Origin of the sequence: Amycolatopsis methanolica 239, from assembly GCF_000739085.1 — a bacterium.
Taxonomy (GTDB): Bacteria; Actinomycetota; Actinomycetes; order Mycobacteriales; family Pseudonocardiaceae; genus Amycolatopsis_E; species Amycolatopsis_E methanolica.
Map to the genome: position 1 here is coordinate 2151868 of NZ_CP009110.1, position 18203 is coordinate 2170070.

The following is an 18203-nucleotide window of genomic DNA, read 5'->3' on the forward strand; positions in this document are numbered from 1 at the left end:
GTACCACGGCGGACGGGATCGCCGAGGGCGTCGCCGAGCAGCGGGCCGCCCGCACCCGGGCGCAGCGGGAGTACGCGGCGGCGCTGGACGCCCTCGAGAACGACGAGGTCTACCTGCCCTGGGTCGCGCAGCGGCTGGGTGAGCTGCTCGGCGTGCCGACCAACGACAGCCTGGTCCTGGACGCGCTGGCGTCCGCCTACGACCTGAGCCGCATCGAGGTCGAAGCCCGAATCATCGAGCCGGCCGCGGCGTTGCAGGGCTCGTTCGTGGTCGAGCCGCCGCCGGAGATCGCGCTCGAGATCATCGGCCAGAACGCCGAGACCACCATCCGGCTCGTGGCCGAGCACCGCGACCGCCTCACGGTCGCCGCCGAGAACGCCGCGAACCGGCTGGCCGAAGCCGAGCAGCGGTGGACCCAGTCCCACGACAGCGCGGTCCGCGAGCTGGAGCGGGCGCGCCAGGACGCGATCGACGACGGCCTCCCCGAACGGACCGCGCGCGACGTGACCTCCCGCGCGCTGGGCCAGATCCTCGACGAGGGCAGGCGCCCCGACTTCAAGGTCCGCGAGTTCACCGACGACCTCGACCGCGCCACCTACGGCGCGCGCGGGCACGACCTGCGCGATGTCGCCGGCGCCCGCCGGGGCCTCGTCCGCGCGGTGCGCGAGCACGAACCCGCCCGTCGCGCCGCGGAGAAGCGGTACCGGGTGGCTGCCGCGGACCTGCGGCAGGCGCGGTCGAACCTCAACGCCCGTCGCGGCTGGGTGGGCGCGCTCGTGCGGAGCGAGGGCGGCGACGCCACCGCCGTACAGACCGTCGCCAACGCGCTGAACCTGCCGGTGAGCTACGTCAGCGCGAGCCGGGCCGCGGAAGCCGCGCTGCCGTTCCAGGGCAACCGGACCGAGCTCCTGCGCCAGGCCGCGTCCCGCGTCCGCGCCGCGCAGGCCCAGCTGGACGCGGCGATCGACGCGTACCTGGCCGCCGAGCAGGCCCGGGACGAAGCGCACGAGACCTATGTCGACGGCCTGCGCGACGCGGTCACCGCGGCCGCCGACGACGGCATCAAACTCGTCGAGATCGCGCACCGCACCGGGCTCACCGACACCGAGATCACCGAGATCACGCGCCGTGTGGTCGCCTCCGGCCGGGCCGAGACCGAATCGCGCTACAGCCTGCCGTTCGTCGACCGCTACATCGAAGGCCGCGGCATGCTGAGCAAGCTCGGCCGCCGCCTCGGCGTCCAGGCGCTGATCGACGTCGACGACCTCCGGGAGAAGGTCGAGGCGATCGACCCCAACGCGCCGGACGCGCTGCAGCAGCTGCTGGACCTCGGCACGTCGCTGGACACCGCGCTCGCGATGTTCACCAACCGGCTGTCCACCCGCGACATCAGCGACGTCCACCACCACCTGCTCAGCTACGCGCTGGACAACCAGTACCTCGGCGCCGGCCGGGAGGCGCCCGCGAGCGAGGAGGAGGTCAGCCGGCTCAAGACCCAGGTCAAGCAGGTGCTGGCCTGGCTGAAGAACGAGCCGAAGGCGAGCCTCGCCGAGCGGCAGCTGCGGTACCGCGCCGCGCGCGGCGACCTCGGCCGGATCCTGTACTCGGCGATCCGCGAACGCGCGTTCGGTCTCGCCGCGGCCAGTGGCGCCACCTACTACGGCCTCATCCACTCGCTGCGCGCCGGCCTGATCGACGAGAAGAGCGTGCTGGAGCTGCAGGGCAAGCTCGCCGACGCGCTGATGTACAAGATGTACAACGAGCTCTCCGACGACGTGAAGTGGCGCGCCGACGTCGGTCTCGTCGGGACTCGCTGGGACATCGCCGGCGCCGAGGGCTACGACCTGACGATGCTGATGGCCGAGTTCGCTTTCCTCGGCGCGGAACAGACCGACGACAAGGAAGCGATCAAGCAGCTCCTCGGTGACGAGGCCAACACCACCTACAACCCGCGGTGGATCAACCAGCTCAAGCTGTCCGTCGCCGCCGCGGTGCAGGTCAAGACCGACCTCGCCGAAGGAAGGCTCACCGGGACCGCGGCCGAGGAGGCCCGCGCCCTCCTCGGCGACCCGGACAGCATGTCCGCCATGGAGCAGACCGCGTACCTGGAACGGCTCGTCGAGAACGGCGAGACGCTGCGGTACCTGCTCCGGTCGGCGGGACATCCGGAGATGGCGGCGAGCCTGCCCGCCGAGGTGCCGGACCCGTTCAACCCGCACCTCGTGGCGAAGCTGCGGGCCAACCGGATGACCGGCCAGACCTTCCTGCTGCACAAGGACAACGGGTTCGCCACCGTCGACCTGAACGGGCTGTTCCGGTCCGGGTCGCCGGACGAGCGCAACCTGATGCCGATGATGGCGCTGATGCGGCACTTCCCCGAGTTCCGCGGCAACCGCATCATCTGGGCGCACCTCGGCGTTGGCAACTGGACGACGCTCACCGCCGAGCACCTGGACATGCTCGAGCGGATGCTGGAGCTGGTGCCGGGCCTGAACTACGACTTCTCGTGGACGCCGCTGGGCCAGTACCTGCGCGACGACCCGGCCGTGTTCGAGCGCTTCGTCGAGTTCGCGGTGAAGCACCAGGACCGCCTGCTGTTCGGTTCCGACGGCATCAGCATGATGCCCAGCACCCAGCTCGACCGGCACTCCACGGAGATGGAGCCGGTCTACCGCGCGATCATGGACCGCTACCCCGACCAGGGCGAGGCGATCGTCGCGAAGATGCGCGGCGGCAACTACGTCCGGGTCATGAACGACGCCGAGCGGGACGCGAGCCAGCGGTTCGTCGACGAGTACTTCTCGCGGCACCACAACACCTGGGTCGAGGTGCTGTCGAACTACCCGAAGCACGTGCTGGACGGCTTCCACGCCAAGGCGAAGTCGTTGGTGGAGAAGGGTTTCGTGCCGCACCCCGACCAGGCGGTCGGTCCCGGTGTGGGCACCGGCGACGACGCGGTGGCCCGCCAGGCCGAGACCGCGGACGACCGCAGCCAGCGGTTCGTCGACGAGTACTACTCCGACCACCGCGACGCGTGGCTCGCCCAGATGGACGGCTCGCCCGCCGAAGTGATCCAGGCCTTCCACGACCGCGCGCAGGAGCTGTGGGACCGGGGCTTCCGGCCGCGGGAGGGCGCGGCCGTCGGGCCGGCGGGCACGCGGGACGGGATCTGGCGCGAGAACCAGCAGATCCAGTCGTCGATCACCGCGTACAAGATCGCCTACGGTGACTTCAAGGACCCGGAATCGGCGAAGCAGGTCGTGCGCGACCTCAGCGCGCAGATCCGGCGAAGCGTGTCCGAGCGGTTCGAGAAGTTCCGCAACCGCAAGGGGCTCCAGCCCGCGGAGGAGGACGGTCTCGCGCTCGGCGCGCCGGTCGAAGCGCTGATCGCCGCGCACTACGCGGTACAGGCCGCCGACGGGCTGACCCGGGAGGAGCAGCAGGAGCTCGTCTCGAAGGTGCTCGAGGACGTCACCGTGACGGAGGAGCAGCGCCTGGAAACCGAGCGGACGAAGAAGGAGCTGCGCAGCTACTGGCGTAAGCGGGGCGTGGTCGGCTGGACCACCACCGCCGCCATCACCGCCGGCGCGGCCACCGCCGTCACGTTCGGCGCGGTGCCCGCGGTGATCGCGGGCGGCGGGGCGACCATCATCGCCGGCGCCGCGTTCGTCACGCGCTCGGTGATCTCCAGCCTGAAGGTCGCGCACACGCAGGAGATCCGGGTCACCACCGAGTCCATGATGGAGCGTGAGCGGATCGACGTGGAAGCCGTCGACCGGCTCACGCGGATGACGCGCCAGCTGATGGTCAACGACATCAGCCCCGGCGGGAAGAAGTTCCGCGAGCGGTTCGCCCACATCGTGGACCGCGTCACGGCGGCGTTCGAGGACCACGTCCGGCAGATGCTGCACGACTACGTCGTGACGGCCTACTTCCGGCTCCCGGAGGGCGTCACCGCGCAGAGCCGCCGCGTGTGGGCGAACATGCTGTTCTCGCGTCTGAAGGACTACGTGAACCGGATCGTGGGCGGCACCGCCGACTCGATCAACCGGATGAACCCGACGGCGGGCTGGTTCGGCCGCGGGACGCACGTGGCGACGGCGGCGACCTGGATCGTGAACGCCTTGAACCAGCTGTACCAGGGCATCGTCGGCGTCGGCCTGGCCGCGTGGGTGTCGTGGGCCTACCTGCCCTCGTCGATCCTGTTCGCGATCACCGCGGTGCCCGGCATCTGGGCGCAGTACGACCCGGTCGCCCGTCCGGGCATGCGGAAGCTGCAGAACCTGCTCGCGTTCCCGTTGCTGACGATCGCGAACGCCGGGCTCACCGTGCAGTACATCGCCGAGGGCCAGTGGCTCAACGCCGTCGTCGGGACGAGCCTCACAGCCGCGACCGCGGCGTTGTCCCGGTTCGGGTTCCGCATCGAGCGCAAGGAAGGCCGCGTCGGCGCGAAGCTCGGCCCCGGCGCGATGTTCTTCGCGCAGAGCGCGCTGACGGCGATCGGCGCGTCGATGATCACCACCAACCCGGTGGTGCTCGCGGCCACCGGCGTGTTCGCGCTCGCCGGCCCCACCATCTACCTGGCGCGCGGGGCGTGGGCGAGGTTGCGTTCCCTCGACCGGTTCGCGGCGCCGCGGCACAGCCGGTACGAGGGCGGCGCGCCGCAGCGGGCGCAGCGCACGGAGATCGCGTCGACCGGCTACGGCGACGGCACCCAGCTTGAGTGGGGCCGCGTCCGGCGCGGGCTGGACGCCCTCGACCGCGTCGCTCGCCAGCCCGAACTCGCCTCCCCGGCCGAGCGGACCAGCCTGGCCACCAGGGTCGCCGAGAACCTGCGGGAAGGCGACCGGGAGAAGCTCGCAGCACACACCGGCCGGGCGCCGGAGCCCGCCGCCGAGGCGCGCGCTGCCGCCCGGACCGCGACCCGCGAGGCCGCTCCGCCGGTCACCGGCGACCCGGCTGGCGAGCCGATCCCGGCGCCGCGGACCGCCCGGGACCCTGGTGGCCAGCTGGGGCAGGGGACCGCCTACCACACGGCGCCTGGATCCACCCCGGGCGGCGAGCCCGGACAGCGACGCTCGGTCGCGCTCGGTTCGGCGTGGAACACCCAGCAGGTCGCCGACCCGCGGGCCGGGTTCCACGACACCGTCGCCGCCTGGATGGGCGACGGCAACCGCCAGGGGACCGAAATCGCCGACGGGGTGTGGTCGTTCACCGGTGCCGATGGTGCCACCGTGACTCTGCGGGTGAGCGTCGTGCCCGGATCGACGACCCCGCGCCTGTTCGGTCCGGACGCCCAGGGCGTGCCGACGGTGAACCTGCCCCCGATGCCGGAGGAGCCGAACCAGCGGTCGCTGCGCGTCGGCATCGCGCTCCGGCTGGCGCAGCAGCACCTTCCCGAGGTGATGCCAGGGTCCACTGCGGACAGTTCGCCACTGGGTGTGCTGCGCACCGCGGTGGACGAGGACGCGACCAGGGAACGGCTCATCGCCGGGTTCAACGATGTGCTGTCCGGTGTGGACTTCGCAGGTGCCGGCGCCTCCGCGGTGGCGGCCATGTCCAACGGGGACTTCGCCGTCGTGCGTTTCGAGACCTCCGACGGCGGCTCGGTGGTGTACGGCTTCCGGCGCGAAGGCGACGTCCTGACGGCACAGCGCCACATGTCCCGCGGACCGTCCGGCGCCGCCCTCGACGAGTTCCTGCGCGCGCGCTACGCCGGCTGGGGCGTGTCCGCGGTGGACGACGAAGCGACCGGCGACGACCGGGTGCGCCGGGCGCTCGGCGGGGACGGGTGGGCGCCGCGCAGCGGCAAGGACCAGGCGCGGGCCGTGATCGGCTACCTCGCCGCGAAAGCCGAAGCCCTGCAGGACGATCTCGCCCGCCTGGACCGGTCGACGGCACTCGGCGCGCGCGGAGCCGTCGAGGGGCTGGTCCGCCGCTACGGCGCCACGGACGCCGAGGCCCTGCGGACCCTGCTCGAGGACCAGGCGGCGGCCGTCCAGGACATCGTCGACCGCGCGCGGGCGAACGAGTACGCGAGCAGCGACTACCCGACCCCGCGGGAGATCGCCGCGCTCGGAGCGCCGGGGCACGCCGCGCTGACCGAACCCGGCACCCTCCACCTGCGCCGGGACCTCACGGCCCCGGTGACCGAGGTGGCGTGGCGTCCCGAGGCGGTCACCGGCCTCACCCTGGCCTCGGCGGAGGACCTGCCGCTGCAGCGGCGCGACACCGCCTACGGCGAGATCACCCTCGGCCGGATGCCCCGGCACGAGCGGACCGGCGGCTTCGGACGCCACGTGCGCGAGGCCAGGGACCTGCTCACCGCCGACGGCAGGCTCGTCGTCCAGGTGCCTGCCGACGCGGCGGAGCACGTGACCGAGTTGAGCGCGAGCCTGCGCACCTGGTTCGCCCGCGTCGAACTGGTGACCCCGCCCGGCGGCACGCCGCACCTCGTCGCCCGTATGCCGCGTGGACGGCCGGCGCCGCCCGAACCGCCGACCGGCGCCGTGCTGGTGGCCGGGGACGACATCGCGGCCACGGTGCCCGCGGGCAGCTTCGGCCACATCCATTTCGACGGCCTGCCGCCCAGCGCGTTCACCGGCCCGGCGATCGCGGCCGTGGCCAACGCGATGAGCGCACTGCCCGACGGTGGCACGCTGACGATCACGAGCAGCGTCTCCACCGCGCGGCACCTGCCGGACCTGGTGCGCGCGTTCACCGCGGCGGGGGCCGTCCGGATCACCGCGAACGGGGACGACGGCGTCGTCATCACGGCGCGCAAGGGGGAGGACGACCCCGCCGCGCTCGCCCGCGTCTACGCCGAAGCGGTGCGCCGCCTGGAAGGAGCGGGCGCGGCGGACGCCGGCGCTCCGCCGGAACTGAGCAGGGCGCTGGCCCACGCGCGCGAGCGCGTCGACGCGCTCGCCGGCGAACCCGGGCTGTCCTGGCGGATCCCGACGACGCTGGAGCTCGTCCACTGGCGCAACACCGACCTGACCGGCGAGACGATCAGCGGGCTCGCCGACGCGCTGCCGCCGCGGTCGAAGATCCGCGTCAGCACTTCGATCGCCGCGTCGATGTCCGAGATCGCCCTGTACCTCGAAACGGCCGGGGTGAACGTGACGGAGGCGATCGGCACGGACCAGATCGTGCTGGGCGGCACCAAACGCGACGACCCGCCCGGCCCGCGCGAACCGGAGGTGCCGCCGCCCCCGCCGCCGGGCGAGCGGCCCCCGGGCATCGCCGGGTTCTTCCCGCACCGGGGGCAGTGGGCGCCGGACATCGCGGAGACCGCGCGCCGCTGGTTCCCTCCCGTCAACCACCTCAGCCGGGGTGTCGAACTGCGGGACGTCGCGACGGCGCACGGCGACGGCCGGGACACGGTCACGCTGACCTTCACGGTGCGCGCCGGATCCGCGCCGGAGAGCGTCTTCGAGATCCGGCTGCACCGCGAGCCCCACGGTACTCGGTGGGCGGAGCACGCCTATCCCGGCGCCGCCGGCGACCCGTACCGGGGCGCGGCCTCCGCCCGGGCCGCGTTCCTGGAGCACGAGGTCTACCGCCGGGACGGGCTGACCCACGTGACGCACGAGGTGTCCGGGGACCGGGGTGTGGACCTGGCCGTGGCCGGGTACGACTGGCACCCGGTGAGCGGCCGCGAGTCCGCGGCTCGCGCGCTGGCCGAACTGCGCGCCCTGCGTGACGCGGCGGTCGCCGCGCTCCGGTACGGGGGGCCGCTCGACCGCGAGATCCGCAACGGCCCGGTTTCCGCGAGGCAGTTGCGGCGCATCGTCGACGAGGCCGACGCCCTCCTCCTCGCCGGCGCGGAGCGTGAGTTCGGTACCACCGGCTACCCAACACCGCGCCAGATCGTGGACGTCGCAGCGCCCGGTGCGCGGTTGGGCCACGGCGTCGACGTGGTGCCGGGCGAGGACGTCCTGCGCGCCATCGGCGATTGGACCGCGTACCGCGACCTGACCATCACCGGCCGTCCGGCCGCGGTCGAGCCCGTGCCGCCCAACCCGGAGCAGCTCGTGCTGGACGCGACGGCCCTCGACCCGCAGGCCGGGCCCGCCCCCGAGGTGCTGCTGCGTGAACTCGCGCGGGACCCGCACGACGGCGGTGTCGCGGAGGCCCTGCACGCCGCGTGGCGCGCGGTGCGCCACGACGGGCGCGTCGTCGTCGACATCGGGGGTGACGTCGACCGCGACACCGTCCGGCAGGCCGTGCACTGGTACTTCGGCGAGGTCGGCGTCGAGTACGACAGGGAGTGGGGCCGCGGCCGGGTCGTCGGCTGGGCCAAGCGCCCCCGCCCCGTCGACCCCGTCCGCCCGGATGGCCCGCGCGTGGTGATCGGCGGCGGCCGGACCGCGCTCGGCGCGGGTGACGTGGCGGTCGGCACCGACGTGACGGTCACCGATCTGCCGCGCGGCGAGTTCACGTTCGTCCACTTCGACGGCGTGCGGGCCGGCGCCGTCACCGGCCCGGCGATCGGCGCGCTGGCCGACGCCATGGACGCCCTGCCCGAAGGCGGCCACGTCACGATCGAATCCGGCGCGGATCTGGCAGCCCACCTCGGTGATCTGGTCGCGAACGCCGTGGCGCTCGGCGCGACCGAGCTGACGTTCTCCGGGCTCTGGCTCGACACCGTCGCGGCCGACATGGTCAAGGGCCCCTACGATGCGGCCGGCTATGCCCAGGTGTACGCGGAGGCGATCGCCCGCATCGAGGCGGCACTGGAGCGGGGCGACGACGCGCGGTTGCGTGACATGCTCGAGCACGCCCGCACCGCGCACACCCGGCACGCCGCCGAGGCCCGCGGGCGTGCCCCCTCGCCGGGCCCGGTCCGGCTGCGGCTGGAGCGCTGGGACCACGAGTCGCTCACCGCGGACGTGGCACGACAGCTCGGGGAAGCCCTGCCGACGGGCTCGTCGCTGGAGATCCGGACCGGGCCCGGCGCCGACACCGCCGCGCTCGCCCGGTCGCTGCGCGCGGCCGGGTTCGCCGTGAACCGGCTGATGGCCTCGTCCGTCACGGCGGTCAACCTGTCCGATCCTGCCGCGCGGCCGTGGGAGGACCGCACCGGCCGGGCCGACGCCGAGGACGTCCTGCGGGTGCTCGCCACCCGCCACGCGATCCTGGCGGAGACGCGCGGACAGCTCCGGGCGGCACTGGCCGAGGGCGACGAGGAGGTCCCGCAGGCGCTGGCGCAGCAGCACCACATGAGCGACGTCGGCGCGTTCGCCGACGCGCTGGACGCGGAGATCGACCGGGCCGGTGCGGTGCTGCGGGCGGCCGGCACCGGGTTCGGCGCTGCCGGGTTCCCCACCGTCAGCGACATCGCGGCCGTCGGCGCGGCCGGCCTCGACGCTCTCGCCACCGCCGCCGGCGGGCGCTACGAGGTGACCACGTCCCCCGCGCCGGGACCGGTGCTCCCGTGGCGTGCCGAGGCGCCACGCACCCTCGCCGCGGCCAGCCCGGACGGTCTGCCGCTGGCGCGGGACGCAGGCCGGTTCGACGAGGTCGTCCTTCGCGAGATGGTGCGCGACGCGGACAACGGCGGCGTCACCTCGACGGTTCGCCGCCTGGCGAACCTGCTCTACGCCGACGGCCGCGCCGTGATCGAGGTACCGCCCGGGGACGGCTCGCTGGCCGAGGAGACCGAGTCCGCGTTGCGCGAGTGGTTCGCCGACGTGGTCGTCACGAGTGACGCCGGCGGGACGCGGCTGGTGGCCACCCACCAGCGCCGGCACGCGGTGACGTTCCCCGCGGAGCCGGGCCCGCGGCTGGTGGTCGGCGGCGGCCGGGCGGACGGCATGCCGGCGCTCGGACCGGACGACATCTCGGTCAACATCGACCCCGGCGCCCGGCCCCATGTGCTCGGCGATCTCGCCACCGTCACGCTGCCTGCCGGCCACTACTCGGAGGTGCTCTTCGAGAACTTGGACGCACCCGCGTTCACCGGGGATTCCATCGGCGCGCTCGCGAACGCCTTCGAGTCGCTGCGCGATGGCGGGTGGCTGACCATCGTCACCGATGGCAGGAAGGGCAAACCGCACCTGGCGGACCTCGTGGAAACCCTCGTCACCCTCGGCGCCTCGGGCATCACCGTCGACGGCACGAACCGGGTCATCGTGCGCGCGATCAAGGAGAACACCGACGCCGCCGGGCACGCCGCGGTCTACACGGAGGCCATCCGACGCCTCGAGCAGTCTGCGGACGCCGATCCGGCCAAGCTCGCTCACGCGCGGGAGCGCCTGGCCGCGCACTCCGGCACCACCCACCGCGAGCCGCACGCGCAGGCCGAGGTCCGGCTCCTGCATTGGCGGCCGAGCGAACTCGACGACAACACGCTGGGCCGGATCGCCGACGCGCTGCCGTCCGGCTCGTTCATCGACATCGTGACCGGACGCGACGCGGACGGCGAGCGCATCGCGGAGGTCCTGCGCCGGCACGGCTACGACGCTGGGGCCGAGCCCGAAACCGGGCAGGTGCTGGTGACCGGTGTCAAGCAGCACGGGAAGGACCTGACCCCGCCTGCCCAGATCGCCGGCGCCGTGCTGCCGGGCGTCCGGGTCGAGGACGCGACCGCGGGCGAGGTGCGGCTGGTGGCCGGGGACCTGCCGGTCGTGGTCACCCGCGTCGCCGGGTGGACCACGTCGGGCGAAGTGACCGAAGTGGACGGACGGCCCACGGCCCGGATCAGGATCGCCGACGGGTCCCCGGTGGACGCCGCCAGGGAGATCGCCTACCACGCGGCCCGTGCCTGGCAGGAGGTGCAGGCCGAGCGCTCCCGGTTGTTCTCCGGCCTGCGGGGGCGCGATCGCGTGCCGTTGCCCGCCGATCTCGCCGGGCGGCTGGCGATGCTGGAGGTGATGGCCCACCAGCGGGAGCAGAGCCAGGCCCCGACGACGGCGTTGAGCGAGATGCTGCAGCTGGAGCGGGAGCTCCAGCGGGACCTGCCGCCGGGACTCGATTTCGAAGAGGTCAAGGCCGGGCGCCTGAGCACGCGCACGCGGGAGGTCCTCGCCACGCGGCCCTCGCCGGTGCCGCCGCCCGACACCGGGCACCACCAGGTCTCGCCGCGGAGCCGCGGTGGCGTCGTGGACGCGTTCACCTTCAACTACCTGGATCCGGTCTGGCAGGGCACGCAGACGGCGCCGGTCACGGCGCGGCCCGCCCCGGCGGTGCCCATCGACCTGGTGCGCGCCGCCGTGGCCGCCGGGGACAACGCCTACGGCCTGCTCACCCAGACGGTCGATCTGCCTGCGCTGCACGCGCGGTTCGGGGACAACCTGCCCCAGGCGCTCCAGGTCGCGCTGGCGCACGGCGCCGACTACCTCGAACAGATCGTCGAGCGGTGGAGCACCGGCGACGAGGAGGCCGCGCTGCGGGTGGCGGGCGCGCTGCCCGTCAGCAGCCCCGCTCCGCGGTCGCTCGCGGACGCGATGCCGTGGTTCGGGTTCCGCTCTGGCACCGAGGACGAGTTCCAGGCCTGGTTGCGGCGTGCCGGAATCCCGGCCGATCTGTCCACAACGGACCTGCTGCGCCTGCGCGAGGTCGCCGCGCTCCTGGTGCTGGGCGACCACCTGGTGACCGGGCCGCAGCGGCGCGAGTTCGCCGAGGCGCACCCGGCCGTGATCGGCGACGCGTTCCACAGCATGCCCGACGGTCTGCGCGCGGCCGCGCTCCTGCCCGGGGCCGAAACCGACTTCACCACGGCCGCGCGGGCGGAGATCGCCCGGCTGCCGCAGGCCGAGCAGACCCGGCTCCGCCAGGACGTCGAGGCCCTGCTCGACCGGTTCTTCCACGGCGAGGACGGCGACGGGCGGGCGCCGGCAGGCGCGGCCGAGCGGATCGGCGCCGCACTGCACACCCACGGCCCGGACTTCGCCGCGTGGCTGACCGGGCAGATCCCGGGCGCCGCCGTGACCGAGGGCTTCGCGCGGCTGGACATCACCGCCGAGCTCGTCGGGCGGACCGCGGGCGCCCTGCTGCCGCCGGACCGGCGGGCCCAGCTCGTCGAGGACGTCCGGGCACTGCTCGACCGGTACGCCGACGGCGGGAACGGCGCCGGGCGGATGCCGGCGCGCGTGGCCGAGAACATCGCCGCCGCGCTGCCTGCGCTCGGCCCGGACCTCACCGAGTGGCGGGCTGGGCGGACCTCGGATGCCGCGCTCATGGAGCGCTTCGCTGAGGTCGCCGCCGAGCTGGTCGCGCTCGGCACGCCGCAGCACGACCCGGACGCCGCGGACCACGTGCCGGAAGGCGACTTCGCCGCCGATCGCGCCGTCCACACCGGACTCGCGGAGCTGGCCAAGCTCGTAGGCGCGCAGCAGCGCGGCTGGGCGGCGCTGGCCGAGGTCCAGCAGCGCCTCGACGGCGACCCGGCGGCGACCGAGCAGGCCGAGGAGCTGGCCGAAGCCCTCGCCGGGATGATCGAGGTGATCGGGCCGCGGGTCGCCGGGCTGGCGAACCAGGTCGCCGAACTCCTGCCGCGGCACGAGACCGGGGAGCCCCAGCTCGAAACCGTGCTGACGCACCGGTACCGCCGCCTCGCCGGTGTGCTGGAACTGGTGCGGTCGCGTTGGGAGGACCACCAGGTCCAGCTGGCCGAGGTCAACTTCCGGATGACCCGGCTCGCGTTGTGGGCGGAGACGGCCGAACAGGCCCGCGCCGCCGAGGCCGAGGCCCGCGAGAACGGCACGTCGCCGCGCCTGCCCGAACTGGACGGCGAGGCGATCACCTCCGCCACCGCCGAAACCTACGTCGAAACCGCCCGCGCCGACCTCGGCCAGGCACTGCGGCGCGCCGACGAACTGCGCAGGCCGTTCGAGCGCGCGCTGGCCGAGCTGACGCGCGAAGCGGCGTCCCTGGACGAGGTCCACGGGCAGTTCCAGCGGCTCGCCGCGCCGGGCGAGGGCATCGACGCCGCCGACGACGGTCAGCGCCTGTTCCGCGCCAACCCGTTACGCGGGGACAAGCTGACAGCGGCGAACCTGACCGAGCGCGACAAGGCCACGGTGGAGCAGCTGGTGGGCCTGCTCGAAGATCGTGAGCGCGTCGTGGCCACCCTGCCGGGAGCCGGCCGGGAGGGCTGGCGCGCGAGCGACTTCGCGGACCTGGCCGACTCGGCGGACCCGGTCGTGCGGCAGGCCGTCGCGGAGCTGAGCGCGATCGAGGAGGAGCTGCGGCGCCTGCTCAACGGCACTGCCGACGGCAAGGACCACGGCCTGGGGCTCAACGCCGCCATCCAGCGCAGCCACCAGCGGGCGAAGCTGCTCGAGGACGTCATCCTGACGCACAAGGACTTCCGCGGCCGGGTGCGCGACCCGCGCAGCCTCATGCTGCTGGGCGCTCTGCGGACGGCGGACGAGCACCCCGCGCGCGGTCTCGCCTACCTCTTCGAGGAACTCACCGAGGGCGGGTTCGGCGACCGGAACCGCAAGGGTGTGCTGGACGACCGGCTCTACAGCATCCGGGCCCGCCAGTCGACCGAGTTCGCGATCGAGTCGCTGTACACGCCGGTCGACGAGCAGGAACCGCCGGACGCGGTCGCCGCGGCCGAGCCGACGTTCCACAACGTCGTCAAGATCACCTGGATGTCCGGCACGGACAAGGTGCCGGGTGGCCGGGTGTTCCGGTCCGGCTTCACGCTGCAGGGCAGGGTCGGCCCGTCGCTGGCGCAGATCGAGTCGGGCGACCACCCGCTCGCGGCGGAATTCCGCCTGCGCGCCAAGGCCGACTGGATCGAGGAGCACCACGGCACGGCTATCGGGACCCAGGCGGACCTGGACGCGTTCATCGCCGAACACGGCAGCGACCCGACCGAGGGCGTCGATCTGCGGATGCCGGCGATGGTGCCGCTCGAGTGGGTGGACGGCGGTCAGCTCGTCGTCGCCGTGCGGCCGGACGCCGACCGGGCCGATGTCCGGGCCGATCTCGAGAAGCTGCTGGTGGAGCAGGTGGCCGGGTACCGGTCGCAGCTGCCGACGCTCGGGGTCGAGGCCCGCACCACGTTGCTGGTGCAGATGGGCAGCGCCGCCGGTGTCGCGGTGGGCACCCTCGCGTCGCTGGGCCTCGGCGCCGGGATCAGCAGCACCTACCTCATCGCGCGCGGGGCCTACTTCGCCTGGACCGGTCTGATCGCGCCGGCCGCCTACTACACGTCGATGGGCAAACAGACCGAGGCAGCCAACGAGATGCGGCGCCTGCGGGCGTTCATCATGCGCGGCGGAATCGGGCCGACCGCGGTGTCGCTGCAGCAGGGCGCGCACGACACCGCCCAGACCCTGCAGCCGCTGGCGGAACTGACGCACAACACGGTGCCGGAGGCGGCCGCGCCCGAGCCGCTGACCGTGCTCTCCGGCGACGAGGTGAACGACCTGCAGCAGCGGATGACGCGGATCGGCGCCGAGCTGGCCGAGCAGCTGGCCGCCAAGGCGTTCCCGGAGTCGTTGCTGCACAACGACGGCCTGCGCAAGACGTTCCGTGAGATGACGGAGGTGAGCTGGTCCGACGAGGGCATCGCCGCGAACGACGCGGGCGCCCGGAAGGTGCGTGACGCCGGCACCCTGTCGCTCAAGCTGCCCACCGGGGAGACGCTCAAGGTGTCGCTGGTGACCGGCGGACTGCCGCGGTCCTACCAGGTCCTCAAGGGCGGCCACGTGCCGACCAGCGAGCAGCGGTACTGGATCGGCGTCTCGCCGAACACCTTCCACGGCGGCGACGACGCGATCCGCGCGGCGATCTCGGAGCAGTTGGTCGACGTCGTCACCAAGGGCACGCAGCTGTGGATCCAGCCCACGCTCGGCTCGCTGGCGCGGGAGAACTTCACCACGCTGCCGGTCGAGGGCGTGATCACCACCGCGTTCAACGTCAGCGCGGGAAGCCTGGAACTGATTGGCCCGCTGGTGGTGGGCAGCGCCGGCTCGCGCTTCGGGTTCATGTCCTCGCGCTACCTGAACTTCAGGTACAACGCGCTGGCCCGCAAGCTGTGGGAGGACGCGGTCCGGGAGCGCCAGGGTTTCCAGGCCCTGATCGGCGCGACCGCCCGGATCGGCATGGCCGGCACGTCCCTGCGGCTCATGGGCGCCGCGGACGCGGTGAGCAAGGGGGTCGCGGCCGAGATCGAGCGGCACCTGCCCGCCCGCCCCGACCGCGAGATGGCGCCGGACGACCCGGCCGAGATGCTGGTGCGCGCCGCCGACGAGATGGTGGCCAGGGCGGAGGTCTTCCCCGGCGTGAAGGCGGCCCGCCTGCTCACGGCCGAGGAGGTCGCCGCCGACGCGGCGAAGGCCGACTACGAAGCCAAGAAGAGGGCCGTCGTGGCGGCGAAGAAGAAGGCCACCAAGGCGGTTGAGGAGCTGACCAAGGCCCGCAAGAAGGGCGCGCCCGCGGACGAGATCGCCGCGCTGACCAACGAAGTCACGCAGGCCCGCGCCGACGTCCGGACCGCCGAGGAAGCCGTGCCCGCCGCGAAGCGGAAGGCCGACGAGGCCGAGGCCGTCGCGAAGCCGGTCGCCAAGCGCAAGGACGACGGCGAGGAGCTCACCGTCGACGAGATCGCCAGGGCGATCGACGAGGGCAACGGCCTGACCGTGCGCATCCGGGCCGAGCCGCGGCTGCGCACCCCGAAGATCCCGGGCGAGCTGCGGATCAAGCTCGGCCTCGCCGACGAGCTGCCCGGCGCGATCTCCCCGATGACGACCCACCTCGCGGTGTACAAGCGCGGCAACACCGACGTCCGCGAGTTCGTCACCCTGCTGCCGTCCCAGTGGGCCACCGACGACGCGCGGGTCTCGATCGACGACCTCAAGATGTGGATGCACCGGCACGTCGACGACGTCATCGAGCGAGAGCAGTTCATGCACCGCCGGGAGATCCGCCAGCTGGCGATCGCGGCGTTCGGCAAGGCGGTCGGCAGCGGCGCCGTGAGCGCGGCCGTCAGCCTCCAGCAGGGCAACACGGCCGCGGCCGGCCAGTCCGCGACCGAAGCGAGCCAGCGGACGCTGGACGGCGCGATGCGGATGGTCACCGCGCGCAACGGCATCGAACGGCTTTCCGCGCGCCTGCAGAAGGAACTGAGCACCCAGGCGGCGACCGCGCGGGCCATGGACGACTGGGCCTTCGCGCTCGCCACCGACATCCGCCGCGTGGACGGCCTGCTGCGCGAGAAACTCGCCGAGTACGCGGACGACCCCGTCCTGGGTGCGAAGGCGCGCGAGATCCTCGACCGGCGTGGCCCGGAGCTGCCGGAGCCCGGGACGCTGTTCGCAGACCTGGACCGCATGCGCGAAAGCGGCGAGATGGTCCAGCGCGTCAAGCACCTGGCCAAGGTCCTGCGCTACGGCAACGGCGAACTCGTGCTGCACATCGACAAGGTCCGCCGCCCCGGGCCCAAGGAGCTGTGGGCCAAGCTCCGCGGCATGCACCGGCAGCAGCTGATCTTCCGGTTCGTGAGCGGGATCCCCGGCGAGCCGACCCGGGTGCTGGCCAGTGCCATCGACTCGCACTTCCTCGTCGTCGGCGAGAACGCCGAGGAGGCGCTGGACCGCATCGCCCGCGTCGTGGCGGTCTACCACCACGGCCCGACCGGTGTCCCCGGCGCGATGGACCTCATGCTCAACGAGCTGGGGCCGGGCAACGTCGGCAGCCTGGTCAACCGCGGCGTCACCGAGGTGCTGCGGCCGCCGCCGGAACCGGCGAAGCCCGGTGATCCGCCGCCGCCCGACCCGAGCGTGCGCAACATGGTCATGCAGGTCGCCTCGGGCGTGGTGTCGACGCTGGTCAACGTGATCTCGGCGAGCTGGTTCCGGCGCGGCGACTTCCTCAAGAGCGAGCAGTTCCGCTGGCGCTACTCCTACGACGGCGCGGTCATGTCGGAGGACCGCGACCAGCTGGCCCAGTTCTTCGCGCGCAAGGCCGCCGACTACAGCCGCGGGCAGATGCTCGACCTGCTGGAGTTCGCCGAGGCGGCGCAGTGGTACGACCCCAAGACGGTCGAGATCCTGCGCGAGGTGCTGGCCCCGGAGACGAAGTCGGCCACCGAGGTGTTCGTGCACCACGGCGTCCGTGCCGACCAGCTGCCGGACAAGTGGACGTGGGACGACCTCGACCGGCACGTGCGCGAGAACCAGCCACCGGCGCTGGCCAGGGCCGAGGCCGCGGACCTCCTGGCCCGGCTCGAAGCGCAGATGCGCGAGCAGGGCGTCCACCCGTCCGACCGCGACGCCGAGCACCAGGAACTGCGCGAGCTGTGGGGCCAGGCAGTGATCGCGCTCGCGCACAACCAGCCGGGCGCCGAGGGGCAATACAACCGCAACGTGCTCGTCGACACCGGGTTCGGCCGCGTCAACGTGCGCATCCCGATCCCTGGCGCGTCCTACGTGGACATGCGCATCTGGCACGAGGCGGACCTGCTCGCGATGCTGCGCCCGAACCGGCCCGGGTTCGGCACGGTGCTGCCGGGCGTACCCGCGATGTGGCAGTCGCTCGGCGGCAACCAGGTGCAGGCCTTCGAGAGCGGGCGGTTGCTGGCCGAGGGCGAGGCCGTGCCGGACCGCGTGATCGAGGACATCGTGCACCTGTTCTCGGAAGCGGCGGATCTGGCGGCCGCGGAACTCCCGGGGATACCCGAAGGCTGGGCCGCCAACGGGGACACGACCACCTTCGCGCGGCGGTTGTCAGACCTGACCGAGACCGTGCACGCGCAGGCGGCCGAGGAGCACGGCGATCTGCTGCGCGCGTTCGCCGTGCCGGATGATCCGCTGTACGGGGTGAGGGACAGCTGGCACGAGCTGAGCCGCCGCCCGTTCGGCCTGCTGCACATGGACTTGCACCGCGGCAAGCTCCTCGTGCGCGAGCGTGACACCGCCTTCCTGGACTGGGAGCTGGCGCTCTACGGTGACCCGGTCGCCGACCTCGCCGCCCACCTGCACCTCATGCACTACACCGAGGCCGAGGAGGCGCGGCTCGTCCGGCGCTGGGCCGCCGAGATGCCCGCCGACGCGATCGCGGGCTGGGAAGCGGACCTGCCGCGGTACCGCGAGTTCTTCCAGATCAAGTCCGCGCTGGTGGACGCCGTGCGGTTCACTGAGGCCTACGCCGATCCGTCGGTCCCGGAGCAGCGCCGCGCGGCGCTGGTCGCCGAGTTGACGGCCAAGCTGAACCGGGCCCACGAACTGTGGGGCACCGGCCGC

1 protein-coding gene (running past both ends of the window) is annotated in these 18203 nt (G+C 73.3%); it reads left to right on the forward strand.

The whole window is internal to an EndoU domain-containing protein gene (locus AMETH_RS10440) on the forward strand: the coding sequence, 44061 nt in all, runs 17239 nt past the left edge and 8619 nt past the right edge, and what appears here is coding positions 17240-35442 (codon 5747, partial, through codon 11814, complete); the first codon wholly inside the window starts at window position 3. The start codon and the stop codon both lie outside this window.